The sequence below is a fragment of the Pandoraea vervacti genome (genome assembly GCF_000934605.2).
In the GTDB taxonomy this organism is placed as follows: Bacteria; Pseudomonadota; Gammaproteobacteria; order Burkholderiales; family Burkholderiaceae; genus Pandoraea; species Pandoraea vervacti.
Genome location: NZ_CP010897.2, coordinates 1,461,343 through 1,487,749 on the forward strand (window position 1 = coordinate 1,461,343; position 26,407 = coordinate 1,487,749).

Annotated in this window: 20 protein-coding genes and 1 pseudogene; 11 read left to right on the forward strand and 10 right to left on the reverse strand. The window is 64.7% G+C overall.

The annotated features are described in order from the left end of the window. Positions 1–76: 76 nt before the first annotated feature. The 3 genes from UC34_RS06590 to UC34_RS06600 all read right to left on the reverse strand — a co-directional run bounded on the left by UC34_RS06590 (position 77) and on the right by UC34_RS06600 (position 3,819). Positions 77–1,402, reverse strand: a complete 1,326-nt coding sequence (locus tag UC34_RS06590; protein ID WP_044454811.1) for an MFS transporter — start codon at positions 1,400–1,402, stop codon at positions 77–79. 95 nt (positions 1,403–1,497) lie between these two features. After that, positions 1,498–2,256, reverse strand: a complete 759-nt coding sequence (locus tag UC34_RS06595; RefSeq protein WP_044454816.1) for an SDR family oxidoreductase — start codon at positions 2,254–2,256, stop codon at positions 1,498–1,500. Between the two features lie 87 nt (positions 2,257–2,343). Beyond that, a complete protein-coding gene (locus UC34_RS06600) occupies positions 2,344–3,819 on the reverse strand; it encodes an aldehyde dehydrogenase family protein (RefSeq protein ID WP_044454818.1) in 1,476 nt (491 codons plus the stop codon). A 296-nt stretch (positions 3,820–4,115) separates the two neighbouring features. Between UC34_RS06600 and UC34_RS06605 the strand changes: the two genes are divergently transcribed. The 5 genes from UC34_RS06605 to UC34_RS06625 all read left to right on the forward strand — a co-directional run bounded on the left by UC34_RS06605 (position 4,116) and on the right by UC34_RS06625 (position 10,751). Further along, a complete protein-coding gene (locus UC34_RS06605; RefSeq protein WP_044454820.1) occupies positions 4,116–5,552 on the forward strand; it encodes an FAD-binding oxidoreductase in 1,437 nt (478 codons plus the stop codon). Positions 5,553–5,757: 205 nt separating this feature from the next. After that, entirely contained in the window at positions 5,758–6,801 is a 1,044-nt protein-coding gene (locus UC34_RS06610) for an ABC transporter substrate-binding protein (protein ID WP_044457844.1), read from the forward strand. A 45-nt stretch (positions 6,802–6,846) separates the two neighbouring features. Beyond that, the gene (locus UC34_RS06615) at positions 6,847–7,977 is read left to right on the forward strand and encodes an ABC transporter ATP-binding protein (protein ID WP_044454822.1); all 1,131 of its coding nucleotides are present in this window, start codon (positions 6,847–6,849) and stop codon (positions 7,975–7,977) included. A gap of 99 nt (positions 7,978–8,076) precedes the next feature. After that, positions 8,077–9,792: an ABC transporter permease subunit gene (locus tag UC34_RS06620; RefSeq protein ID WP_174556783.1), complete on the forward strand. Its 1,716-nt coding sequence runs from the start codon at positions 8,077–8,079 to the stop codon at positions 9,790–9,792. Between the two features lie 47 nt (positions 9,793–9,839). Continuing rightward, positions 9,840–10,751, forward strand: a complete 912-nt coding sequence (locus tag UC34_RS06625; RefSeq protein ID WP_044454824.1) for a dihydrodipicolinate synthase family protein — start codon at positions 9,840–9,842, stop codon at positions 10,749–10,751. 87 nt (positions 10,752–10,838) lie between these two features. On the opposite strand, the gene UC34_RS06630 is transcribed toward UC34_RS06625, so the two are convergent. Then, positions 10,839–11,720, reverse strand: coding sequence for an IclR family transcriptional regulator (locus UC34_RS06630; RefSeq protein WP_044457845.1), 882 nt, complete (start codon positions 11,718–11,720; stop codon positions 10,839–10,841). Between the two features lie 198 nt (positions 11,721–11,918). Here UC34_RS06630 and UC34_RS06635 point away from each other — a divergent pair, with 198 nt between their 5' ends. Beyond that, positions 11,919–13,094, forward strand: a complete 1,176-nt coding sequence (locus UC34_RS06635; RefSeq protein WP_044454825.1) for an alpha-hydroxy acid oxidase — start codon at positions 11,919–11,921, stop codon at positions 13,092–13,094. Positions 13,095–13,284: 190 nt separating this feature from the next. Beyond that, positions 13,285–13,812, forward strand: coding sequence for an inorganic diphosphatase (gene ppa, locus UC34_RS06640; protein WP_044454827.1), 528 nt, complete (start codon positions 13,285–13,287; stop codon positions 13,810–13,812). Between the two features lie 182 nt (positions 13,813–13,994). On the opposite strand, the gene UC34_RS06645 is transcribed toward ppa, so the two are convergent. The 3 genes and pseudogenes from UC34_RS06645 to UC34_RS06655 all read right to left on the reverse strand — a co-directional run bounded on the left by UC34_RS06645 (position 13,995) and on the right by UC34_RS06655 (position 16,672). Further along, positions 13,995–14,597 carry a TetR/AcrR family transcriptional regulator gene (locus UC34_RS06645; RefSeq protein WP_044454828.1) on the reverse strand — a complete coding sequence of 201 codons (603 nt, stop codon included), beginning with the start codon at positions 14,595–14,597 and terminating at the stop codon, positions 13,995–13,997. 54 nt (positions 14,598–14,651) lie between these two features. Then, positions 14,652–15,266, reverse strand: a complete 615-nt coding sequence (locus UC34_RS06650) for an NAD(P)H-dependent oxidoreductase (protein ID WP_044454829.1) — start codon at positions 15,264–15,266, stop codon at positions 14,652–14,654. A gap of 142 nt (positions 15,267–15,408) precedes the next feature. Continuing rightward, positions 15,409–16,672, reverse strand: a pseudogene (locus UC34_RS06655) (IS110 family RNA-guided transposase). 228 nt (positions 16,673–16,900) lie between these two features. Between UC34_RS06655 and UC34_RS06660 the strand changes: the two are divergent. The 3 genes from UC34_RS06660 (at position 16,901) to UC34_RS06670 (ending at position 20,840) form a co-directional block, all read left to right on the forward strand. Then, positions 16,901–18,037 carry a GNAT family N-acetyltransferase gene (locus tag UC34_RS06660; protein WP_044454830.1) on the forward strand — a complete coding sequence of 379 codons (1,137 nt, stop codon included), beginning with the start codon at positions 16,901–16,903 and terminating at the stop codon, positions 18,035–18,037. A 181-nt stretch (positions 18,038–18,218) separates the two neighbouring features. Further along, positions 18,219–20,378, forward strand: a complete 2,160-nt coding sequence (locus tag UC34_RS06665; RefSeq protein WP_044454831.1) for an NAD(+) synthase — start codon at positions 18,219–18,221, stop codon at positions 20,376–20,378. A gap of 123 nt (positions 20,379–20,501) precedes the next feature. Next, positions 20,502–20,840 (forward strand): P-II family nitrogen regulator, encoded by a 339-nt coding sequence (locus UC34_RS06670; RefSeq protein ID WP_010805431.1) that lies wholly within the window; start codon positions 20,502–20,504, stop codon positions 20,838–20,840. 167 nt (positions 20,841–21,007) lie between these two features. On the opposite strand, the gene UC34_RS06675 is transcribed toward UC34_RS06670, so the two are convergent. The 3 genes from UC34_RS06675 to trxB all read right to left on the reverse strand — a co-directional run bounded on the left by UC34_RS06675 (position 21,008) and on the right by trxB (position 23,676). After that, entirely contained in the window at positions 21,008–21,628 is a 621-nt protein-coding gene (locus tag UC34_RS06675) for a trimeric intracellular cation channel family protein (RefSeq protein WP_044457846.1), read from the reverse strand. 174 nt (positions 21,629–21,802) lie between these two features. Continuing rightward, a complete protein-coding gene (locus tag UC34_RS06680; RefSeq protein WP_052810924.1) occupies positions 21,803–22,486 on the reverse strand; it encodes a Smr/MutS family protein in 684 nt (227 codons plus the stop codon). Positions 22,487–22,719: 233 nt separating this feature from the next. Continuing rightward, a complete protein-coding gene (gene trxB / locus UC34_RS06685) occupies positions 22,720–23,676 on the reverse strand; it encodes a thioredoxin-disulfide reductase (RefSeq protein ID WP_044454832.1) in 957 nt (318 codons plus the stop codon). A gap of 404 nt (positions 23,677–24,080) precedes the next feature. Between trxB and UC34_RS06690 the strand changes: the two genes are divergently transcribed. Further along, positions 24,081–26,402, forward strand: a complete 2,322-nt coding sequence (locus tag UC34_RS06690) for a DNA translocase FtsK (protein ID WP_044454833.1) — start codon at positions 24,081–24,083, stop codon at positions 26,400–26,402. The last annotated feature ends 5 nt before the right edge of the window (positions 26,403–26,407 follow it).

Sequence of the window (26,407 nt, forward strand, 5' to 3'; positions counted from 1 at the left end):
TGGCAGTGGGGTCTCGGGCGTCGAGACAGGGTTTCGTCAGGCGATCCGGTGTCGCATCGCCCGACGATGCACGCGCTCAGCGATTCACGAGCCGGGCAGGCACCGCGAGCGTCAGCAAGCCGCCCAGGATCATGAAGACGGTGAGCAGGAACATCCCGCTGTTGGTGCTCTGCGTCGCGTCCTTGAGAAAGCCGATCAGGTACGGCCCGACGAAGCCCGCGAGATTGCCCAGCGAGTTGATCATGGCGATCCCGGCCGCCGCCGCCGTGCCGCCGAGAAACGCCGTGGGCAAACTCCAGAACAGGGGCAGCACGATCATGATGCCCATCGTGGCGAGCGTGAGCGCCACCATGGCGAGTTGCGTGTTGTGGCTCCACACCGTCGACAGGAACAGGCCGATCGCGCCGATGAATGCCGGAATGGCAATATGCCAGCGACGCTCCCCGCGCAGGTCCGAGCGGCGTCCCACGAGCACCATCGCGATCACGGCGAAGAAGTAGGGGATGGCCGTGAGCAGGCCGATCTGCAACGGATCGGTCACACCGGTGCTCTTGATGATCGTCGGCAGCCAGAAACCGACCCCGTAGAGTCCGATCACGAACGAGAAGTAGATCAGGCTCATCATCCACACGCGTGCGCTGGCGAAGACCTGTCGCAGCGGCAGGTCTTCCTTTGTGAGCACATCGCTGGCGATGTTGCGCTCGAGCAGCGATTTTTCGTCTTCATTGAGCCATTTGGCGTCGCGAATCCTGTCATCGAGCACGAACAGCACCGCAATGCCGATGATCACCGACGGCACGGCTTCGAGCAGGAACATCCATTGCCAGCCGGCCAGGCCGTTCACGCCGCTCATGTCCTTCAGGATCCAGCCGGAGATCGGCCCGCCGATCAGGCCGGAGAGGGCAACCGCGGTCATGAACCACGCCGTCATGCGCCCGCGACGCGAGGCCGGATACCAATAGGTGATGTAGAGAATGATGCCGGGGAAGAAGCCCGCCTCGGCCACACCGAGCAGGAAGCGCATGACGTAGAACATTGACGGGGTGCTCACGAACATGGTCGCGCCCGAGATGATGCCCCACGAAATCATGATGCGCGCGATCCACACGCGCGCGCCGACACGATGCAGGATCACATTGCTGGGCACCTCGAAGAGGAAGTACCCGATGAAGAAGATCCCTGCGCCGAGACCGAACACCGTCTCGGAAAATTGCAGGTCGCCGACCATCTGCAACTTGGCGAAGCCGACGTTGACGCGGTCGAGATAGGCGACCACGTAACACAGCAGCAGGAAGGGGATCAGCCGCCAGCCGACCTTGCGGTAGGTGGCTGCTTCGAAGTCGGCCGAAGGGGCGCCGGCAATGGATGTGGGGGACGACGGGGGCGTCGGAACGCTGTTCATGCGAAATCTCCTCCGGTTTGACGTGGTGTTGTCTAGTTATGGTGTGTTTGGGACAACTACGGTATTACCGACGACGAAAAACCTACAGCAAGTGCTCAGATGCAGCGTCCGCCGTCGACTTCGAGGCATACGCCGGTGATGAACGCGGCGTCGTCGCTGGCCAGATAAAGACAGGCGTTCGCGATGTCCTGCGCGGTGGAGAAGCGTCCAAGCGGAATGCCTGCGAGAAACTTGGCGCGGTTCTCGGGCGTGTTGGGCACCCCCATGAATTCGGCGGTCAGGCCGGTGTCGCCAATGACGGGATTGACGCAGTTGACGCGAATGTTCCGGGGTCCGAACTCGGCGGCCATCGCCTTGCTCGCGGTGATCACAGCGCCCTTGCTGCCGTTGTACCAGACGAGGCCGGGGCGCGGGCGCACGCCCGCCGTCGATGCGATATTGATCATCACCCCGCCGCCGCGTTGCTGGAAATACGGGATGACCGCGCGCGCGCTCCAGAAGATGCTCTTCACATTGACCGCGTAGACCCGGTCGAACTCGGCTTCGGTCACTTCCAGCAAGGGCTTGTTGCGGTGCGTGGTGCCCGCATTGTTCACCACGATGTCGAGCTGCCCGAAGCGGGTCACGGCCTCGTCGAGTAGGGTGACGTGATCGTCTTCGCGCGAGACGTCGCCATACACAAAGGCGGCGCGCCCTCCGGCTTCGACGATTTCGCCTGCCACGCGCTCGCCCGCCTCACGGTTCAGGTCGTTGACGATGACCGCAGCGCCTTCTCGCGCGAAGGTCTTCGCGATGCCTTCTCCAAAGCCGGATCCGGCGCCTGTCACGATGGCCACTTTCTCTTGCAAACGCATGCCTTGTCTCCAAAGGTCTGTGCTGCTGCAAATCAACCGCCGCTCAGCCGCCGATCAATCGCCGATCAGTCGCGCCTCGACGGCAGATCAACCGTGCCGGATGGCGACGGTCTTGAGTGTCGTGAAACCGTAAAGCGCTTCAAAGCCTTTCTCGCGGCCGTGGCCCGAGTGCTTCACGCCGCCGAACGGCAATTCCACCCCGCCGCCTGCGCCATAGTTGTTGATGAAGACCTGCCCCGCGCGAATGTCGCGCGCCAGACGCATCTGCCTGGCGCCGTCGCGCGTCCACACGCCGGCGGCCAGACCATACAGCGTGCCGTTGGCCAGACGCACGGCATCGGCCTCGTCCGTGAACGGCATGGCGGCGAGCACCGGGCCGAAGACCTCGTCGCGAGCGAGGCGATGCGTATCGGGCACGTCGCGCAAGAGCGTGGGCGCCTGATAGAACCCGGCTTCCGGGGCGCTGCCAACGACTTCGCCTTGCGACATCACGGCAATGCCGTCGTGCTGCGCTTCGGACAGGAAGTCCCATACGCGTTGCTGCTGGCGGGCATTGATGAGCGGGCCCAGGTCGAGATCGTCATGCGACGGCCCGACGCGCAGCCCGGCGAAGGCCTCCGCCAGATGGGCGAGCACGGACTCGTAGGCGTCGCGCTGCACCAGCAGGCGGCTGCCGGCCGAGCACGTCTGGCCGGCGTTCTGCACGATTGCGTTGACGACGACCGGCAGCACGGCGTCCATGTCGGCGTCGGCGAAGACGATTTGCGGCGACTTGCCACCGAGTTCCAGCGTGACTGGCGTGTGATTTTCGGCCGCCATCTGCGTGATGAGGGTGCCGGTGGCGGGCGAGCCGGTAAATGAGATGTGATCGATGCCGGGATGTTTCGCGAGGGCCGCACCGGCTTCGGCGCCATAACCGGTCACGATATTGAGCGCGCCCGGCGGCAGCCCGGCTTCGAGCGAGAGCTCCGCCACGCGCAGCAGCGACAGGCAGGCATCCTCGGCGGGCTTGACCACGCAGGCGTTGCCCGTGGCAAGTGCAGCGGCCACGCTGCGCCCGAAAATCTGCAACGGGTAGTTCCACGGAATGATGTGACCGGTCACCCCATGCGGCTCGCGCACCGTGAAGACGGTAAAACCCTGCTGGTAGGGAATCGTTTCGCCGTGCAGCTTGTCGGCTGCCCCGGCGTAGAACTCGAAATATCGCACGATGGCGGCGGCGTCCGCGCGGGCCTGCTTCAGCGGCTTGCCTGTGTCGCGCGCTTCGAGTTGGGCGAGCGCTTCCTGATGTTTCGCGAGGATCGTGGCAAAGGCGTAGAGCATGCGCCCGCGCTCGGCAGCGGCGGTGTGTCCCCAGTCGCCCTCGAAGGCGGCGCGCGCCGCGCGCACGGCACGATCGATGTCCTCTGCGTCGCCACGGGCGATCTCGGTGAAGGGGCGACCGTCGGAAGGGTCGATGACGGCAATGACAGTGTTCGCAGCGTTGGCAGAAGTGGCGGAGAGACCCGCGCGCCGGGCGGGTGAGACCCACTGATTGCCGATGAAGTGTGTAGCTTCGGGCATGTCGACTGCACCTCGTGTGAAGGGTGGAGCCATTATCACTTAACTGACGAGAGCGTTGACCGTCGTATGAGTCACATCCGCATAAACACCTAAAACGATTGCATTGCAATTAAAGAGATTTTATTGCAATTTTTTCTCGCCTATCCTTGATTACAACGAATCGCCAGACGGGCGTCTGGTTGGGCAATACCGCTCGTTGCACCCTTCGGAGCAGGATCTTGGAACCCGATCCGGGGCTCGATCGATCCGGGACGCAACGAGGCAGTCGAACCGAAGCATTCAGGAGCAGGCAGGCAATGAACGACGCAGTCACGCACGACACGCTGTTGAACCGGTTGCAGGAGGCGCTTGGCGCGCACGCCGTGCTCACGGGCGAGGCCGACACCGCCGGTTACACGGAAGACTGGCGCGGACGCTACCGGGGCGAAGCGCTGTGTGTCGTGTTGCCGTCGTCGACCGAGCAGGTCAGCGAGATTGTGAAGCTGTGTACCGCCGCAGGTGTGCCGATCCTCCCACAGGGTGGTAATACGAGCCTGTGTGGCGGCGCGGTGCCGCGCACGCAGGGTCCGGCGCCGGTCATTCTCAATCTGGCGCGCATGCGCCATATCCGTCAGGTCGATGCCGCCAACGGGTCGATGGTGGTCGAAGCCGGGTGCATTCTGAAAACCATTCAGGACGCAGCGGCCGACGTCGGTCGTCTCTATCCGGTCAGCCTGGGAGCCGAAGGGTCCTGCCAGATCGGCGGCACGCTCTCGACCAATGCCGGCGGCACGAGCGTGCTGCGCTACGGCAACACCCGGGAGAACGTGCTGGGTCTCGAAGTGGTGTTCGCCGACGGCACGATCTGGGACGGTCTGCGCGCCTTGCGCAAGGACAACACCGGTATCGATCTGAAGCATCTCTTTATCGGGGCGGAAGGCACCCTCGGCATCATCACGGCGGCGGCGCTCAAGCTCCATCCGTTGCCCACGCATCACGCGCTCGCGTGGTTCGCGCCGCGCGACCCGGGCGCCGCGCAGCAGATTCTGGGCATGTTCCAGAACGCCTGCGGGTCGCGTCTGTCCGCCTTCGAAATCATGAACCGCCACCAGCTCGATCTGGTGCTGGCCAACGTGCCGAATCGTCGTAATCCGCTCACCGGCGCCCATGACTGGCACGTGCTTGTCGAACTGGGCGACACGCGCGACGCCGACGGGCTCGAAGCGGTCCTCACCGAAACGCTGGGCGCCGCCATCGAGCAGGGGCTGGTGGAAGACGCCGTCATTGCCGCGAACGAAACGCAGCGCGCCGATCTGTGGGAGGTGCGTCACAGCGTGAGCGAGGCGAACAAGAAGGCCGCCGTCGGCCTGACGACCGACTGTGCCGTGCCGGTCTCGAGCGTGCCTGAATTCATCGAAGCTTCCACGCGTGCGGTGCATGCGATCGTGCCGGGACTCGATATCGCCATCGTCGGTCATATGGGCGATGGCAACGTGCACTTCATCCCGATGTTTTCGTTCGCCGCCTGGGCGGCGCTCGCCGACAGCGCGGCCATGGGCGACGCGATGCGCGCCTGCGTCAACGACGTTGCGGCGCGCTTGTCGGGCACTTTCAGTGCCGAGCATGGCGTCGGTCAGACCGGCTTGCCGTTGATGCAGCGCTACAAGGCGCCGGCCGAACTGGCGTTGATGCGCACGGTGAAGGCCGCGCTCGATCCGAACCAGTTGTTCAACCCGGGCCGCCTCGTTCCCTGATCGACGACGATTCCGTTTTCAAGTTTTTGCTGTTTGTTTTGCCATAACTGCGCGCGCGGCGGCTGTGCCGAAATCGCGTCCGTCGCCGCGCCCACCCTCCCAGTCAAGACCGGAGACCATGATGAAACGCAAGACCTCCGCAGGCCAGCTCGATACCTCTGAGAACAACGCGGCGACGCTCGCACAACCGGGCCGTCGCACGGCCATGAAGACGGCGATCGTCGGGGCGGCTGCCGTCGCATTCCCGTTCGTGTGGACGCCGTCGCGCGCCGCCACCAAGCGCATCGTGGTGCGCGATGACGGCGGCATCTACACGAAGGCGTACGACGCCGTGTACTACAAGCCGTTCGCCAAGGCGACGGGCATCGAGGTCGTCGGTGTGCAGGCCAACGCCGAGCCGACCGCGCAAATCAAGAGCATGGTCGAAGCCGGCAGCTACACGTGGGACATGGCGAAGATCAGCCAGCCGGCGATCTTGCTGCTGACCTCGGGCGGCAAGGAGTATCTGGAGCGTCATGGCCTCGAGTCGGACCCGACCATCGCCAAGATTCCGAAGCAGTACATGTCGCCGTTCGGCGTGGGCACCAACGTCTACTCGACGGTGCTCGCCTACCGCACCGATGCCTTCAAGGGCCGCAAGGCGCCGACATCCTGGGCCGATCTCTGGAACGTGAAGGACTTCCCGGGCCGCCGCTCGATCCGCAAGTACCCGTTCGACACCATCGAGCAGGCGCTGCTCGCCGACGGCGTGGCGCCGGGTTCGGTGTATCCGTGCGACTTCGATCGCGCCTTCAAGAGCCTGGACAAGATCGCCAAGCAGGTCGCCGTGTGGTGGACGACGGGCGCCCAGGTCGAGCAGATGCTCGGCTCGGGCGAAGTCGATCTGGTTGCCACCTGGGCCTCGCGCGCGCAGTCGGCGCAAGCCAACGGCGTGCCGGTGGAGATCGTGTGGAATCAGAACATCTGGGGCGTGGACAACTGGTCGATCCTCAAGGGCACGCCGAATGCTGCCGCTTGCCGCGAATTCATCAAGTTCGCGAGCGATCCGAAGCGTCAGGCCGAGCTGGTCAAGTTCTTCCCCGCAGGCATGACGCAACCGGAAGCGTTCAACTACGTGAAGCCGGAAGTCGCGAAGCACTGCCCGACCTTCCCCGAGAACATCAAGAGCGGCGTGCAAATCAACGCCCAGTTCTGGCAGCAGAACCAGAGCGTTGCGCTCGAACGTTTCAACCGCTGGATCCTGACCTGATCCTCACCTGCCGTTCCGTTTCACGTTTTTTTGGGTGCTGATCTCATGACCGTTGCCAATCTTCAAGTCTCGGGCCTGTCCAAGCGTTACGGCGATTTCGTCGCGCTCGCGCCGACCGACCTCGATGTCGCCCAGGGCGAATTCCTGACCTTGCTCGGCCCCAGCGGCTCGGGCAAGACCACGTTGCTCTCGCTCATCGCCGGTCTGTCGCAGCCCGATGCGGGCGCCATCCGTATCAATGGGACCGATGTCACGTACGGCGCGCCGTACGAGCGCGACATCGGCATGGTGTTCCAGAACTACGCGCTGTTCCCCCACATGACCGTGGCGGAGAACATCGCGTTCCCGTTGCAGATGCGCCGCACCGATGCCGCCGAGGCTCGCAAGATGGTCATGAACGCGCTGGAAATGGTGCATCTGCCGCATGTGGCGGAGCGTTATCCGCGCGAACTCTCGGGCGGCCAGCAGCAGCGCATTGCACTCGCGCGCTGCATGGTCTACCGGCCGTCGATCATCCTGATGGACGAGCCGCTGGGCGCGCTCGACAAGAAGCTGCGCGATCACATGCAGCTCGAAATCAAGCGCATCCACCGGGAGCTCGGCACCACCATCGTGTATGTCACGCACGATCAGGAAGAGGCGATGACGATGTCCGATCGCATTTGCCTGATGAACGCCGGAGAGATTGCGCAACTGGGCACGCCGGACGATCTGTACTTCCGTCCGAAGAGCGTGTTCGTCGCCGACTTCCTCGGCGAGTCCAACCTGCTCGACGCCACGGTGCTCGAACGCGCCGGCGATCAGGTGCGCGTGACGATGCCGGGGGTGGACGCCGCGAACGGCGCCCTCGCGATGGTCTACGACCCGCAGGTCGAGCGTGGTCGCCCGGTCAAGCTGATGTTGCGCCCGCAGAACCTGCATATTCACGACGGCCAGCCTGCGGGCGAGGGCGTCGCGACGATCACCGCCAAACTGACCGACATCATGGTCACGGGCGGCATGACGAAGCTTTATCTGCAATCGGCGGTGACCGGTGGCAATGGCGGCCATGGCGCTGAAGACGGCAAGTCGCTCGTCGCCGCGTTCCCCACGCACCGTCAGGGCAACCGCTACGAAATCGGTCAGACGCTGGGCCTCGCCTGGCGCGCGGACGACGCCGTGGCGATCGCGGGGTAAGCCATGAGTGCATCTGCCGTGGTTCGTCCCTCGTCTTCCCAACCCGTGCCGCCGACGCCGCGCCGCTTGCACTGGCGTGCGCGCATGCGTCCGCTGCTCATGGCCGCGCCCATCGTCATCCTGCTGGCGGTGATGCTGATCTACCCGGTCGGCCAGTTGCTGCTACTAAGCATTCGCGGCGAAGGCGGCTTCACGCTCGCCGAATACCAGCGCCTGTTCGCCTCGTCGGTCTACGTCGAGGTGCTGCTCATCACGCTCAAGGTTTCGCTTTACACGACCTTCTTCGCGGTGCTCACGGGCTATCCGATTGCCTACCGGCTCTCCACGCTTTCCGGCGCACGCAAGCAGCGTCTGCTGTTCTGGCTGCTGCTGTCGTTCTGGACGAGCTTCCTCGTGCGCACGTTTGCGTGGGTGGTGCTGCTCGGGCGCAACGGGGTCGTCAATCGCACGCTGCTCGATCTGGGGCTGATCGACCAGCCGCTCTCGCTGCTCTACAGCTTCCCCGCCGTGGTGCTCGGCATGGTGCATGCGCTCATGCCGCTTGCCGTACTCACGATGCTCTCCGTGATGGAGAACATCGACCGTCGTCTGCCGAGTGCGGCCTCGACTCTGGGGGCGCGTCCGGGCACGGTGTTCTGGCGCGTGTACTTCCCGCTGTCGCTGCCGGGCGTGGCCGCCGGAGCGCTGATGGTATTCGTCACCTCCATCGGCTTCTTTATCACGCCGACGCTGTTGGGCGGGCGTCACGAGACCATGATCACGCAGCTCATCATCGATCAGGTGATGCAGGCGCTGAACTGGGGCTTCGCCGGTGCGATTTCGGTGCTGCTGCTTGCCGTGGTGCTGGTGGTGTTCTTCGTCTACGACCGCATGGTCGGCCTGTCGACGATGGCCGGCGGTGCGGGCGACGTAAAGACAGGCAAACGCCGGGGCGGCTGGAGCCGCACGCTGGGCGAGAAGGTGCTCGGCGCGCTGGGCAGCGCCACCGACGTGCTGCTGCGCGTGCTGCCGCGTCATCAGGGCGAGCAGCGGGATGGACCGCTGCTGCGCGTGGTCGTCTTCCTGTTGGTGGTGTTCCTCGCCGCCCCCGCGCTGCTCATGATTCCGATGTCGTTCGACTCGGCCTCGGGACTGGCCTGGCCGCCCAAGGGCTTCTCGCTCCAGTGGTATCAGCAGATCTGGGATTCGCCGTTGTGGATGCAGGCCGTGACGCGTTCGATGCTCGTGGGTATCGGGGCGGGCCTGCTCTCGATGCTCATCGGCACACCGGCGGCCTTCCTGCTGGTTCGTGGCGGCATGCGCGGCAAGTCGGCGATGCTCGCCTTCGTGCTGGCGCCGATTGTCGTACCGCGCATGATTCTGGCCGTCGGCGTGTTCTATTTCTTCGCGAAGGTCGGTCTGGTCGGCTCCAGCGTGGGGCTCACGCTTGCGCACACGGTGGTGGCTGTGCCCTACGTCGTCATCACGATGATGGCGGTGCTGCGCAACTACGACACGCGTCTCGATCTGGCGGCGAACAGCCTCGGTGCGCGTCCCTGGGCGACGCTGCGTCGCGTGACCTTCCCGATTCTCGGGGCCGGACTGCTGTCGTCGTTCCTGTTCGCATTCGCCACGTCCTTTGACGAGCTCACGATTGCGCTGTTCTCGTCGGGCGGTTTGTCGACCACGTTGCCCAAGCAGTTCTGGGACGAAATCACGATGCAGATCTCGCCGGTGATTGCCGCCGTCTCCACGTGCCTCTTCCTTTTCATTGCCGCGCTCATCTGGGTGGCCGAGCGTCTGCGTCGCCGTAGCTTGCGCAGCCTCGCCGCCTGAGGCGGTATCCGCTTTCACCGAACTCACGATTCACGGACGTTTATTACATGCTTCGCTCCGCACAACTCAAGGGCATCTTCCCGGCGATCCCCACGCCGGTGAATGCCGACGACACGATTCACACCGACGCCGCACGTGCGCTCATGCGCTACTTGCTCGCGCAGGGCATCGACGGTGTGGTGCCGCTTGGCGGCACCGGCGAATACGGTGCGCTCTCGCGCGCCGAGCGCGTGCGCATGGCCGAGCTCACGGCGCAGGAAGTCAAGGCGCACGGCCGCGATGTGCCGGTCATCGCCGGCGTGCTCGATCCGGGATATCACGACGCCATCGAGGCCGGGCGCGACTTCGCTGCGGCCGGTGCCGACGGCCTGCTGGTGCTCACGCCGTACTACACGAATCCGACGCAAGCGGGGATTCGCGACTACTTCCTGCGCTACGCCGACGAGTCGCCGCTGCCCATCCTCATCTACGAAATTCCGTATCGCACGCGTATCGCGATCGCGCCCGAAGTGCTGCACGAACTGTCGGGCCACGACAACATCATCGGCATGAAGGCGTGCAACACCGATATGTGGCATTTCCTGCGCACGGTGGCCGGTGTCGACGACTCGTTTGCCGTGCTCAGCGGTGAAGACACGCTTTTCCCCCTGCATGTGGCCGCAGGCGCGCGTGGCGGGATCGTGGTGACGGCGTCGCTGCTGCCGAGCGCCTGGCAACGCATCTTCTCGCTCGCGTCAGAAGGCAAGACGGCCGAAGCGCTGGCGCTGCACCGTTCGCTGATTCCGTTGATGAATCTGGCGTTTGCCGAGACGAACCCGGGACCGATGAAGTCCGTGATGGATCTGATTGGCGTGAATGCACCCGCGATGCTGGCACCCCTCGTGCCGCCGGCGCCCGCGCTGTCGGCTGAATTGCGCGACGAACTCAAGCGTCAGCTCGCGATTTTCGAGGGGCGTTGAGACAGTCAGGCAGTTGGGCGGTGACCGGCGTCACCGCCTGGCGGTCGATGCGCCGAGTGCTGCCGACCTGGGGAGCGGCCGAGCGGCTTATCGCCGGAATGTGGACAGTCGCGATTTCGAGATCGAGGTCGCGGCCACCTGAATATGCGGGGCGAGTTCGGCTTCCGCACGCTCGCGTGTCCAGCGCGAGGTCGGCACCGAGATGTTGATGGCGGCCACCGCATGACCGTCGTGATCGGTAATCGGCGCGGCGACCGAGATGTCGCCCATCACCGTCTCGTTCTCGACGATGGCATAGCCGCGACGTGCCGTGATCTGAATCCGTTCGAGCAGTTTCTTCTGATCGATGAGCGTGTACGGCGTCATCGGTTCGAGCGCGGTGCCCGAGAGGATCTCGCGCACCCGCGCGTCCGGCAGGCGCGACAGGATGGCAATGCCCGACGCGGTGAACATGGCGGGCAGGCGTGCGCCCACCACGATGTCGATATTCACCAGATGCTGGCCGGGAAAGCGCGCGACGAACACGATTTCGTGACCGTCGAGCTCCTGAAGGTTGGTCGTCTCGCCGACGCGGCGGCTGATGTCGAGCAGATAGGGCGAGGCCTTGTCGACCAGTTCATTCGCGCGGATGTAGTTGTACGAGAACTGCAGCACCTTGGTCGTGAGGCCGTACGTACGTGTCTCGGGCACCCGGTAGAGATAGCCCAGCGCTTCGAGCGTGTGGACGAGTCGCTGGGTCGCGCTGCGGTCCAGGTCGGCGGCTTTGGCGATATCGCCGAGCGTCATGTAGCGCGCCGGACCGTCGAAGGCGTGCAGCACCTGAAAGGTCTTCTCCGTCGAGCCGACAAAGAGTGACGAGCGCGAGGCTCGCGAAGTGTTCGGTTCAGGCGATGCGTTCGTTGTGTCGCTGGCAGGTTGCGCGAAAGCGTTCTGCGGAGCGCGCGACGATCCGGCGGAGGAGCGCGGCATGAGGTGAGTGATGATGTTCGGATTGTAATGAAGTTGATTGTAATGCAATTGTTTATGCGCAAGTAGCGAACTTTCCCTGATGCCGTCGTGAGCGGCACGGGGACCACGGCAAGGCAAGGCGTGGAACATCGGCCGGCATCGGCACAAGCGTCGGCACGGCTTGGCAAGGGTTGGCAATATCGGGATCAGGGAGGAGCAATGCACGCGTTTTCCTGCGTGGAGGACTACCGGCTGGCGGCGCGCCGCCGGTTGACGAAGCTGGCGTTCGACTATCTGGAGGGCGGAGCGGAAGACGGCGATGCGCTGCGTCGCAACCGCGACGCATTCGGGCAGTGGGGATTCGCGCCGCGAGTGATGACGGATACCTCGCAAACGTCGAGCAAAACGACGTTCTGGGGCCGCGACGCCGCCGCACCGATGGCAGTGGGACCCACGGGCCTGAACGGGCTGTTCTGGCCGCGTGCAGACGAATTGCTCGCGCGCGCGGCGGCTGATGCCGGGCTGCCGTTTGTGCTTTCGACGGCGTCCACGTCGTTGCTCGAGGACGTGCGTGCCGCCGTGCCCCACGGCGAACTGTGGCTTCAGCTCTACGTGCAGCAGGACCGTCGCATTGCCGAGAGCATGATGCGCCGCGCACGCGAGGCGGGCTTCCGCACGCTGATGCTCACGGTCGACACGCCCGTGCATGGCAAGCGAGACCACGACACGCGCAATGGATTCCGGCTGCCGCTGCGCTTCACGCCGCGTCTCGTGGCGGACTGCATGCGGCATCCGCACTGGAGTTGGCAGATGCTCGTGGGCGGCGCGCCGCAGTTGCGCAACATCGCCAGAAGCGTGGGCGAGCGGGCGGATCTGGCGCGTCACGCGGCGATGTTGAGCCGCCAGATGGACTTGTCGCTGAGTTGGGACGATCTGGCGTGGGTACGTCGGCACTGGCCGGGCGAAGTGCTGGTCAAGGGCATTCTGAGCGTCGACGACGCGCGCCAGGCGCAGGCTCATGGGGCGGACGGCATCATCGTCTCCAATCATGGCGGCCGACAGTTGGGCAGTACGCTGGCGCCGGTCGAGGCGTTGCCGATGATCGTCGACGCGCTCGGCGCCGGTAGGCACGGCGCGCCCGCCATGTCCGTTTTCGTCGATGGCGGCGTGCGGCGGGGCGCGGACGTGGCCAAGGCCGTCGCGCTGGGGGCGAAAGGGGTGTTGCTCGGACGTGCGCCGTTGTACGGCGTGGCCGCGCGAGGCGCTCAGGGCGTGGCGGGGGTGCTGGAACTGATGCTGGGCGAACTGCGCACGACGATGCAACTGCTCGGCTGCGCGAGCGTGGACGATCTCACGCCGCAACGGTTGGCACGGTTGCCGGCGCTTCGTGCCTAGCGCTCGGCGCGCTGCATGCCCCTGCATGAATATGCATTCCGGTATCGCGCCGTTGCCACGGGCGGGGCAGCAGGCAAACCCGCTATAATGTTCGGCGCCCGATTGCCGTCGGGCGGCGCAGCATCCGGCAGGTTGGCGGGCGCGAGCGTCGTGCGGCGGCATGCCATTTTCTATACACAGGAATGCCATCATGAGCTTCAACCACGTGCCTGCCGGCAAGGACATCCCCAACGATTTCAACGTCATCATCGAGATCCCGGCGCAAAGCGACCCGGTGAAGTACGAAGCCGACAAGGATCTGGGCCTGCTGGTCGTTGACCGCTTCATCGGCACGGGCATGCGCTACCCGGCCAACTACGGCTTCATTCCGCAAACGCTGGCAGGCGACGGCGACCCCGTCGACGCGCTGGTCGTTACCCCGTTCCCGCTGCTGGCCGGCTCGGTCGTTCGCTGCCGCGCGCTGGGCATGCTCAACATGACCGACGAATCGGGCGTTGACGCCAAGCTGGTCGTCGTGCCGGTCGACAAGATCTGCCCGATGACGGCGCACATGAAGTCGATCGGCGACGTGCCGGGTTACCTGAAGGACCAGATCAAGCACTTCTTCGAGCAGTACAAGGCGCTGGAGAAGGGCAAGTGGGTCAAGGTCGAAGGCTGGGAAGGCATTGAAGCCGCCCACAAGGAAATCGTCGACGGCGTGGCCAACGCGAAGAAGTAAGCGACGCAGTGAGCGACGAAGTGAGCGACGATCTGCGGGCGGCATTGCCCGTGGCGTCGCTGCCCGACGCCCATGAGAAACCCGGCCGATGGCCGGGTTTTTTATTGCCCGCGCGATGGCGCGATAACCCGATAACGCGATAACCCGATAACGGCCAGCCGATTCGCTCACGCGCCCGGCGCTTAAGACTTGTGCCGCTTGACCATTGCGATGATGGTCTGTTGCAGTTCGGCGCGCGCCTCGTCCGGCGTGATGTCGCCGGCGACGGCCGCATCCGACAGCGCATCTGCGGCGCCCAGCATGGCCCACATTGCCGGGGCCGGCAGGCCCGCCGGTCCCGAGAACGGGGCCAGAATTGCGGCACATTTCGCGATGAACGTGTGTTGATACTGCCGCTTCACCGCCGCGAGTTCCGCCGAGCCGCCAAGGGCAGCCAGCACGCCGGGGATCTCCCGGCCCTGTGTCAGCACGCACGTCACATAGCTCGATGCAATCACGCGCGCCTTGTCCTGCAAACTCGGTCTGGCCGCCGCCACGGCATCGTCGAACACCGCCGTCTGCCGCTCATCGAAGTCCCGGTACAACGCGGTGAGCAGACCCTCGCGTGTGCCGAAGTGGTCATACACCACCGGCTTCGTCACCCCCGCCTCGTCCGCCAGGCGCCCAAGTGTCAGGGCGTCGGTTCCTGACTCGCCGATGAGCGCCCAGGCCGCGTCGAGCAACTGTCGCGTGCGTGCTTCACGGGGCAGGCGGCGGCGCGGGAGGTCATCGGTGGCAGGACACATGTTCGGAAACGTTGGAGACGGTTGATTCGGTCGAGGCGAAAGCGCGCCAGCGCCTCAGTCGGAATGGGCGAAAACTCTCTGACCGAAAGCGCGCGCCGTTTCGAGATGGGCTTCAGGGTAGCCGCTGTCCGAGGCAAGAAGCAACTCGGATCTGACGACCTGCGCCCCGCAGTAATCGAAAATCCCGTGATCGATCTGGGTTTTCATCGCGCCGAAGTAGCCATGGCGCGCCATGGTGCGCTGATCTGCGCCGCCGCTTGCGACGAGATGCACGCGCAGACGTTGCAGCTTCTTGAGCGATTTGCCGAGCGCCACGTCTTCGTAGGCCCAGCCTTGCGTGAACACACGGTCGATCCATCCCTTGAGCAAGGCGGGGAACGACCACCAGTAGATCGGATAGACGATGACCAGCGCGTCGGCACGGTCGATCCGCGCTTGCTCCGCGGCCACGTCGGCAGGGACAGGCCCCGCATTTCGGAACGCCGCAAGATCGTCGGCGGTGAAGCGCGGGTCGAAGCCTTCCGCTGATAAATCGGCAATCTCGGCCGAGTGGCGCGGTTGCTCTGCGCCAGGGGCCGACGACGCGGTTATCCCGTCGGCGATGCGCGCAGCAAGTGCGTGGGTCAGGGAATCCCGTTCGGGATGAGCGACGACGATGAGTGCGTGCATGGTCAGGTCCGTGACAAGTCAGTAACCTACCAATGGTAACTTACTTTTGGTAGGTTATGTTGTCATGCAACGTTCGCCTGAAGCCACGAGCAAGTTCGGCGACAATGTCGGGCAGTACAGGGGGGTGCCCCTATGTAGTTCGTCAAGCACTGGGGTCCGTTTTGGGTTGATAAAAAGTGCCGTCGCGTAGCATGGCAAAAAGGACGTCGCAGCGCCGGCGAGCCAGCGCGATAAGTGCCTGGTTGTGGCGCTTGCCCTGCTGGATTTTTCGACTGTAGTAAGCCCTTGAGATCGGGTCTCGCAAAGCCGCAAAGGCCGAGAGAAACAGGGCGCGTTTGAGTACCTTATTGCCACGTCGAGAGGGGTGTTCGCCGCGAATCGAGGCGCCAGAGCGCCGGGTCACCGGCGCTAGGCCAGCATAGGCCGCCAGGTGGGCGGCCGAGGCAAAGGCCTTGTGCGCCACCTCGGTCAGGAGTCGCGCTGCGGTCCTGAGCCCGACTCCGGGCATGCTGCTCAGGACCGGCCAAAGAGGGTTGCTTTGCACCAGGCGCTCGACCTCGGCGGCGATCTCGTCGCGTTGCTTGCGTAGGGCGGCCAGTTGCTGGGCCAGACGCGGCATCACCAGCGTGGCGGCATGAGTACCCGGCACGACTACGGTTTGTTCGGTAAGCGCCTGCGCGATGTCGGCGGCCAAGCTCTTGCCAATGCGTGGTGCGAGCTTGATCAGGCGATTCGCCAGCGTTTTTTGGCCCGCGGCCGCCAGTGCTGCGGGTGAGGGGTAGCGCTCAAGCAGATCGAGCACGGCGGGATGATCCAGGCGAGGTCCGAGCACGCGCTCAAGCGCGGGATGAATCTGCGTGAGCAGGCCGCGAATGCGGTTGCTGGTTTGGTTGGCTTGGGCGGCCAGGTCGTCGTCGAAGCCACACAGCATAGTGAGCTCGGCGAGCGGCTCATCGGCCAGACGCAATGAGCGCAGCGTATGCGGCATGGTGCGTGCGGCATCTGCGATGACGGCGGCGTCGCGCGCGTCGGTCTTGGCTTCGCCTGCGTGCAGGTCGGCGATGCGACGCATAGCCAGACCTGGCAAGTAGGCGACTAGCGTACCGGCGTCGCGGGCTACGGCCAGCGGCAGTGCGCCGATGGTAGCCGGCTGATCGACGACGAACAGGAGCTGGCCGTGGGCTTTCAACTCATCGATGAGGGCGCGCAGTTGGGTCTCATCGTTAGGCAGGGCCTTGTTGTAGAGGCGACGGCCGTTGCGATCGAGAGCGACGGCATGGTGGTGGCCTTTGCCGACGTCGACGCCGATGAAGACATCGACGGCGTCATGAAGTGGAAAGTTATGCATTGCAGTTGGCACAAAAAGTGAATTGGCCTGCAAGAACCCTGGTGGCAAGTCTCGGCATCCACGTTACGGACGGCGTCGGAATATCCGTGCCAAACCCCTATCAGCGATCACCAGCCACCCACCAGACCCGGTGACAACACCCCCCGGATCATGGTTACGACTGGGGGCGGGAATCATGCCGGGCCTGGCTGGCCAAAACCTCGATTATCGAGGTGCGAACATAGTAACGGGGCATGCGGTCGTAGGGTCACCGTGCGTTGCCGCCGGTTTGCAGACGAGGTGAGAAGTGAGCAGCGACGTGGTCATCCGTGTAGTGCCATCGATTGAAGACGTGCCGGTCGACGCGTGGGACGCGCTCGCGGGCGATAACCCGTTCGTGCGGCACGCGTTCCTGCACGCCATGCACGAGACGGGGTGTGCGTCCCGGCGCACCGGCTGGCAACCGGCTTATCTGCTCATGCAGGCGGATGACTTGCTCGTGGGCGCCATGCCGCTTTACGTCAAGTCGCACTCCCGTGGGGAGTACGTCTTCGACCATGCATGGGCCGACGCCTTTGCGCGCCATGGCATCGAGTACTACCCGAAGCTGCTGTGCGCCGTGCCGTTCTCGCCGGTGACCGGGCCGCGTCTGCTCGCGCGCACGCATGCCGATCGCGTGGCGCTCGCGCGCGGTGCGATTGCCTTCGCGAAGCAACTGGAGGTGTCGTCCATTCACGTGCTGTTCACGCACGACGACGACCTCGCCGCGCTGACCGAGGCGGGTTACCTGTTGCGCGAAGGCGTGCAGTTCCACTGGGAGAATCCGGGCTTCGCCACGTTCGACGACTTCCTTGCGCAGATGAATCAGGAAAAACGCAAGAAGCTCAGGCAGGACAGGCGTCGCGTGCGTGAGGCAGGGGTGACGTATCGATGGCTGCGCGGTGAGCAGATCGACGCCGCCGCGCTGGACTTCTTTTACCGGTGTTACGAGAACACCTATCGCGAGCATTGGAACGCGCCCTATCTGAGTCGCGAGTTCTTCGGGCAGATCCACGCCACGATGCCCGACGCGCTGCTCATCGTGATGGCCGAGCGCGACGGGGCGCCGCTCGCGTGCGCGCTCAACGTGGTGAGCGGCGACACGATGTACGGCCGGTATTGGGGAACGACCGATTTCGTCTCCGGCATGCACTTCGAGACGTGCTACGCGCAGGGCATCGAGTACTGCATTGCCAACGGACTGCGCAGCTTCGAGGGCGGGGCGCAGGGCGTGCACAAGATGTCGCGCGGGCTGCTGCCCACGCCCACGTGGTCCGCCCACTGGATCGCGGACGAGCGGTTTGCGCAGGCCGTCGAGGACTTTCTCGAGCGCGAGACGTCGGCCATGGACGAGCATATCGGCGAGCTCGAGGCCCACACGCCGTTCAAACGCCGCGCGTCCTGAACCGGGCGCGCCGGTGCGAGTCCGCGCGAGTCAATGCACCGGCCCGGCAAGTCGGGGCCTTGCGTAATATACTGGCGATTCCAACGTCCGCCGTCCGCCGCGCGGGTGCGACAGCCGGACCAGCATCGGTTGCCATGCCCGGGGTGTCACGGCACATGGGCGATGCATCGTAGCTGCCGACATGACCAACCGATTTCTCAATCTCTACAATCACGATTTCGCGCGTGTGGCCGTCGGAGTGCCGCAGTGCCGCGTCGCCGACCCCGCTTTCAACGCCGCTCAGACCATTGCGCTGGCCCGACAGGCCGACGCGCAGGGCGCCGTGCTCGTGGCTTTCCCCGAACTGGGCATTCCCGCCTATAGCTGTGAAGATCTGTTCCAGCAACGCGCCTTGCAGGACGCCTGCGACGCCGCGCTGGCCGAGATCGTGGCGGCGAGCCGCGAACTGGGGGCAGCGCTGATTGTCGGCATGCCGGTGCGCGTGCAGCAGCGTCTGTTCAACTGCGCGGTGGTGATCGCGCGCGGACGCATCCATGGCGTGGTGCCCAAGACGTACCTGCCGAACTACAGCGAGTTCTACGAAGCGCGTCAGTTCAACGCGTTCGATGATGCGGGCGTCGATCATGTGACGCTGCTGGGGCACGACGTGCCGTTCGGTGCGTTGATCTTCGAAGCGGCCGATCAGCCCTTGCTGCGCTTTCATTGCGAGATTTGCGAGGATGTCTGGGTGCCGGTGCCCCCGTCGTCGTTCGCTGCGCTCGCCGGCGCGACCGTGCTGGTCAATCTTTCAGCGTCGAACGTGGTCGTCGGCAAGTCGGCCTATCGTCATCAACTGGTCGCTCAGCAGTCGGCGCGTTGTCTGGCTGCCTATCTGTACACATCCGCCGGCCAGGGCGAGTCGACGACCGATCTCGCGTGGGACGGTCAGGCGCTCATCTACGAAAACGGCGACATGCTGGCGGAGTCCGAGCGCTTCGCCAGCGATTCGCATCTGATTGTGGCGGACATCGATCTGGAACGTCTGGCGCGCGAGCGCATGCATCAGACGACGTTCGGGGTGTCTGTGCGTCGGCATGCGCAGGAGGTCGAGCGCTTTCGCACGATCAGGGTGGAAGTGCGCGTGCCGCGCGATGTCGAACTGCCGCTGGCTCGCACCATCGCACGCTTCCCGTACGTGCCGTCCGACGCGCAACGTCGCGACGAGCGCTGTCACGAGGTCTACAACATTCAGGTGCAGGCGCTCATGCAGCGGCTGGCGTCGTCGAACCTTCAGAAGGTCGTGATCGGCGTGTCCGGCGGGCTGGACTCGACACACGCGCTACTCGTCTGCGCAAAGGTCATGGACCGGCTCGGTTTGCCGCGCACGAATATTCTGGCGTACACGATGCCGGGGTTTGCGACGAGCGAGCGTACGCTGCGTCAGGCGCGCGAGTTGATGGAGGCGGTCGGATGTACGGCGCGCGAGATCGACATTCGTCCAAGCTGCATGCAGATGCTGAAGGACCTCGATCATCCGTTTGCCAGGGGCGAAGCGGTCTACGACGTCACCTTCGAGAACGTGCAGGCGGGCGAGCGCACCAACCACCTGTTCCGTCTGGCCAATCACCTCGGGGCCATCGTGATCGGCACCGGCGACCTGAGCGAGCTGGCGCTGGGCTGGTGCACGTATGGGGTGGGCGACCACATGTCGCACTACAACGTGAACGCCAGCGTGCCCAAGACGCTCATCATGCACCTGGTGCGCTGGGTGGCGGAGACGGGGCAACTCGGCGGCGCGGCATCGGCCCGGCCCGGCAAGGGCGGCATGGCGGAAAGGGCGGAAAGGGCGGAAAGGGCGGAAAAGGGTGGCGGCAAGGACCCGGGCAAGGACGTCGGTCAGCGTCGCAATGTGCTGATCGACATTCTCGAGACGGAAATCAGTCCGGAACTCGTGCCGGGCAAGGCGAACGGCGCGCCGGAGCAGCGCACCGAGCATTTCATCGGACCGTACGAGTTGCAGGACTTCAACCTCTACTACACGTTGCGCTTCGGGTATGCGCCGCGCAAGGTGGCATTCCTGTCGTGGAGCGCGTGGCACGACGCCTCGCAGGGACGTTGGCCGGACGAAGGGCATCTGGCGCACAACGCTTACGATCTCGTGGCGATCAAGCGCAATCTGCGCATCTTCCTGGACCGGTTCTTCCGTACCAGCCAGTTCAAGCGCTCGTGCGTGCCGAACGCGCCGAAGGTCGGCACGGGCGGCTCGCTCTCGCCGCGCGGCGACTGGCGGGCGCCGAGCGATTCGGAATCGGTGGTGTGGCTGGCGGATCTGGACACCGTGCCGGACGATCCGCACGCCTGAGTCCGAGCGTTCGGGATTTCACTGAAGTCATGTCGGGGCGGACCGTCATCAGCACGTGGCCCCGGCCCGGTACAATAGCCCGGCGAAATTGCAGAACACTCCAACCAGGATATCGAGGCGACAATGAAACGCGTAACTGCCATCATCAAACCCTTCAAGCTCGACGAAGTTCGTGAGGCGCTGGCCGAAGTCGGCGTGACCGGCCTGACCGTCACGGAAGTGAAGGGATTCGGCCGTCAGAAGGGCCATACCGAGTTGTATCGCGGCGCTGAGTACGTGGTCGACTTTCTGCCGAAAATCAAGATCGAGGTCGTGGTGAGCGCAGCGCAGGCCGAGCAGGTCATCGACGCGGTGCTCGGGGCTGCCCGCACCGGCAAGATCGGCGACGGGAAGATCTTCGTGACCGACGTCGAGCGCGTGATCCGCATCCGCACGGGCGAAGAGGGCGAACAGGCGGTGTGATGGCGGCCCGTGAGGCAGCCTGCAAGGGCGCTCCGGGACCCCCTTGGAACAACGAAGGGCGACGGCCGCGTGAGCGGCGTCGCCCTTCGGCGTTTTGTCGGCGTTTTGTCGGCGTTTTGTCGGCGTTTTGTCGGCGTTTTGTCGGCGAGGGATGCAGACGCCCCGAATCAGGACTTGAGCCGCACGTCGAACGCCACGGTGATCAGGCGTACGAAGATCACGGAAAACGCGCTGATCGACAGCGTGTAGACGGGGTCGAGATCGGCGTAGGTGAGTGCAATGTAGATCCATCCTCCGATGAACGCACACACCGCATAGGGGCGCGTGTCGCGCAACACGAGCGGCACCTCGTTGCAGAGAATGTCGCGAATCACGCCGCCGCCCACGCCGGTAATGACGCCCATCATCACGGACATGAACGCGGACATGTCGGTTTGTAGCGCCAGCGACGTGCCGGACGCACTGAAGAATCCCAGCCCGATGGCGTCGGTAATGAGCAGCACGCGTTCGGTGGCCACGCGCGAGACAAGCTTGAGCACGGCGGACGTGGACAGCGACAGCACCAGGATGATGACCGAGTACCACTGATGCTGAACCCAGTAAAAGGGGCGATGGTCGAGCAGCACGTCGCGCAACGTGCCGCCGCCAAAGGCGGTGGCGAAGGCCAGCACGAAGGCGCCGACCGGATCGAGGTGTTGTTTGCGGGCTTCAGCGAAGCCGGAGATGGCGCATGACAATACGGCGATGGCCTCCATGATGGCCAGGATCGTATGCAGCTGGGCGCTCATCTCGTGAATCATCGGCGAATCCTGTCAGGGGGCCGCACGCGCCAACGCATGCGTCTACGCATGAATACGGTCACGCGGCCCCTCGTAAAACGTCGTGATCTGTGGCGGAAATTCCGGTGTGGCGTGGGGCATCGCTCCCATGCGCGCCCCGTAGCGGCATCCGGGGCGCAGGGGTCAGTCGCCCGGGCGAGACGCTCTGGACTGCGAAGCCTGCAGCAATACTACCAGCGCACCGCCGCCGCCGTCGCGTCCTTGCGCCTGCGCCCACGCCAGCACTTCATTCTTCTGGGCGAGCCAGCCGCGCACCTTGTCCTTGAGCACCGGCTCGCGGTTCACCGACCCCAGACCCTTGCCGTGGATGACGCGAACGCAGCGCAGGCCGCGCTTGACCGCGTCATGCAGGAAGGCGGAAAGCGCTTCGCGGGCTTCGTCGCGACGCATGCCGTGCAGGTCGATCTGCGCCTGCACCACCCAGTCGCCGCGTTGCAGCTTGAGCACGGCATCGTGGCTGATGCCGGGCCGACGGTACGAGAGGCGGTCGTCCGTATCGAGCAGCGCCTCGGGGTCGAATTCGTCGGACAGGGACTCATGCAGCACGGCCGCTTCGTCTTCCTGGGTCTGGCGGGCGACAGGGTCCGGCGGGAAGCGCGGATGCTCGACGCGATTGGCCGAGCCTTTGCGGGTGAGCGGCGCAATGTCGCCAATGCTGTCGCGGAACACGTTGGCGTCGCGCTTGGCCTGGGCGGCGCGCTTCGCGGCGGCAATGCGCTCGGCTTCGCGGGCTGCGCTCTGACTGGCAAGCGCGTCGCGCAAGCCGTTCAGATCGCTGAGGCTGAGTTTCGGTGGCTTCTTGCTCATGGTCGTGCGAACAAGGTGGAGGGGCAGTGCAGATGATAGCGGGATATTGCCGCCCATCGACGACTATCGATGCCCATGGACGCCTATGGACGCCTATGGCCGATCATCGCGCACGGCGGGCGCTGTCAGGCGGGGTCAGGCGATGCCGAAGCCTGTCCCGTTCCAAATGACTGCGGCGCCCAGGCCGTGTGACGATCACACCGCCGGGGCGCCGCCGCAGGACGCGAGCGCGCTTACTGGTCGAGATTTTCGAGGTAACGCTGGGCGTCGAGCGCGGCCATGCAGCCCGTGCCGGCGCTGGTAATCGCCTGACGGTAGACATGGTCCTGCACGTCGCCGGCGGCGAACACGCCCGGCACGCTGGTGGCCGTGGCGTTACCGTTCAGGCCGCTGTGCGTGACGATGTAGCCGTTCTTCATTTCCAGCTGGCCGTCGAAGATGTCGGTATTCGGCTTGTGGCCGATGGCGATGAACACGCCGTGCAGCGAGATGTCTTCGTGCGCGCCGGTCTTCGTGTTCTTGATGCGAACGCCGGTCACGCCGCTGTCGTCGCCCGTCACTTCGTCGAGCACGCTGTCGTACTTCAGCTCGACCACGCCTTGCTTGGCTTTTTCCAGCAGACGGTCGATCAGAATCGGCTCGGCGCGGAACTTGTCGCGACGGTGGATCACGGTGACCTTGCTCGCGATGTTCGAGAGATAGAGCGCTTCTTCCACGGCCGTGTTGCCGCCGCCGACCACGCACACTTCCTTGCCGCGATAGAAGAAGCCGTCGCAGGTGGCGCAGGCCGACACGCCACGGCCGGAGAATGCTTCTTCGGACGGCAGGCCGAGGTACTGGGCCGAAGCGCCGGTGGCGATGATCAGGGCGTCGGCCGTGTACTCGCCGGAGTCGCCGACCAGACGCAGCGGACGCTCGTTCAGATGCACCGTATGAATGTGATCGAAAATGATCTCGGTGTTGAAGTGCTCGGCGTGGGCCTGCATACGGGCCATCAATTCGGGGCCTTGCACGCCGGTCGGGTCGCCGGGCCAGTTCTCGACGTCCGTGGTGGTCATCAGCTGACCGCCCTGGGCGATCCCCGTGATCAGCACGGGGTTGAGGTTGGCGCGCGCGGCGTACACGGCGGCGCTATAGCCGGCGGGGCCGGAACCGAGAATCAGGACTTTGGCGTGCTTGGCAGCAGACATGGAACTCACCGGAAAGGGGATGGGCGCTGGCGTCGGCTCGCCCACTGCGTTGGCCCGTAAAGGGGCTGTCGAGGGGGGAGATGACGCAAACCGCCATTATAAGGGGGCGCCGTCGTTTCGTTGATGGAGCTTGGCAATCGCCCCGATAGCCCCTGGGATGTTTCCGTTCCGGGGAGCTGCGCGACGCAGGGCGGCAGGGGGCGTCAGCGGGCAGCAGGGGGCGCCAGGGGGAATCAGGTCGCGACAGGTGGTGGCGGGTGGAGGTCAGGAGGGGGCGCATCGCCCGGAAAGCCGCGGCGTTACTGCTTGTCACCTTTTCGTGCAAATACGAATGTAATAGTTGTTTACAATGGAGCCTTGCCGCGCGGCAGGCCGCCCGTCTGCCCGCCCAACCGCATGGCTTGATGACGACGAAATCTTCCTACTCTGCTGGTGCCGGATCGTCGTTGCCCAACCGGGTGACGCACCTTTTCCATGAAATCCGCTGGATGGCGCAAGTTGCGCTGATGGTGTTCCTGTTGATGGCGTTGTTCTCCTACAGCCGTCTGGACCCCAGCTGGACGCATGCGGCGCACGTGGAGCGTATCTCCAACTGGGCAGGGCGTGTCGGCGCGTGGGTCGCCGACATGCTGCTGCTCATGCTCGGCCTGTCCGCTTACTGGCTGGTGGTCTTTATCGCCCGGCGGGTAGTCTCGGGCTATCGCCGGATTTCGGCCAGACGCGAGGCCCCGCCGCTGCGCGAGCGGCTGGCCAGCGGCGGATGGGTGGAGATCGTCTCCTCCCTGATGGTGCTGCTCTCCAGCGCAGGCATCGAATCCCTGCGCCTTTACCGCCTCAAGGCCCAATTGCCGCGCGGCTCGGGCGGTGTCATCGGCGAGACGGTCGGCGGCTTCTTCCAGCACGCGCTCGGCTTTACCGGCGGCACGCTGGCGCTGTTGCTGATCTTCGCCTTTGGACTGTCGCTCCTTTTCCATTTTTCCTGGTTGTCGGCCGCTGAGAAGATCGGCGCGCTGATCCTCGACACCGGCACCGTGATCCGTCGCCGCCGCGAGGCGCGCCAGGACCGTCGTCTGGGCGAAGAGGCAGCTATCGCACGCGAAGGCGCCGTCGTGCAGAACCGTGTGCGTGCGGAAGTGCATGAACCGGTGCAGATCGTGCCGCCGGTCAAGGTGGTCCCCAAGAGCGAACGGGTCGAGAAGGAAAAGCAGGCGCCGCTGTTCGCCGATCTGCCCGATTCCATCCTCCCGCCGCTGGCGTTGCTCGATGCCGCCCCGGTGGCGCAGGAGACTGTCTCGGCGGAGACGCTGGAATTCACGTCGCGCCTGATCGAGAAGAAGCTCAAGGATTTCGGCGTCGAAGTGAGTGTGGTGGCCGCCTATCCCGGCCCCGTCATCACACGTTACGAGATCGAACCCGCCACCGGCGTGAAGGGCAGCCAGATCGTGAATCTGGCGAAGGATCTGGCGCGCTCGCTGTCGCTGGTGTCGATTCGCGTGGTGGAGACGATCCCCGGCAAGAACTACATGGGGCTGGAGTTGCCGAATCCGCGTCGTCAAACGGTGCGCATGACGGAGATTCTCGGCTCGGAGGTCTACAACAGTTCGTCGTCGCTTCTGACGCTGGCGCTCGGCAAGGACATCGGCGGCAAGCCGGTCGTGGCCGATCTGGCCAAGATGCCCCACTTGCTGGTCGCCGGTACCACCGGTTCGGGCAAGTCGGTGGGGATCAACGCGATGATCCTGTCGCTGCTATACAAGGCGACGGCCGAGCAGGTGCGCCTGATCCTGATCGATCCGAAGATGCTCGAAATGAGCATGTACGAAGGCATCCAGCATCTGTTGTGTCCGGTGGTGACGGATATGCGCCAGGCGGGGCATGCGCTGAACTGGGTGGTCGCGGAGATGGAGCGCCGCTACAAGCTGATGAGCAAACTCGGCGTGCGCAATCTGGCCGGGTACAACAACAAGATCGACGACGCGGCCAAGCGCGAAGAGCATATTCCGAATCCGTTCTCGCTGACCCCGGACGAGCCGGAACCGTTGCAGCGGTTGCCGTACATCGTGGTTGTGATCGACGAACTGGCCGACCTGATGATGGTCGTCGGCAAGAAGGTCGAAGAGCTGATCGCCCGGATTGCCCAGAAGGCACGCGCGGCTGGCATTCACCTGATTCTGGCGACGCAGCGTCCGTCGGTGGACGTGATTACGGGCCTCATCAAAGCAAACGTGCCGACGCGGGTGGCGTTCCAGGTGTCGTCGAAGATCGACTCGCGCACGATTCTGGACCAGCAGGGCGCCGAGACGTTGCTCGGCATGGGCGACATGCTTTACATGCCGCCGGGCACCGGGCTGCCATTGCGTGTGCATGGGGCGTTCGTGTCCGATGACGAAGTGCATCGCGTGGTCGAACGGCTCAAGGAGCAGGGCGAAGCGAACTACGTCGAGGGGATCCTGGACGGCGCGACCGACGGCGAAGACGGCGGTATCGACGGCGCGGGCGCAGGAACTGGCGAGGGGGGCGGCGAGTCCGATCCCCTGTACGATCAGGCGGTGGCCGTGGTGCTCAAGCAGCGGCGTGCGTCGATCTCGCTGGTGCAGCGTCATTTGCGCATCGGTTACAACCGGGCGGCGCGTCTGCTCGAACAGATGGAACAGTCCGGCGTCGTGTCGGCGATGGCGAGCAACGGCAATCGGGAAATTCTGGTGCCGAATCGCGAGGGAGAATAAGGAAC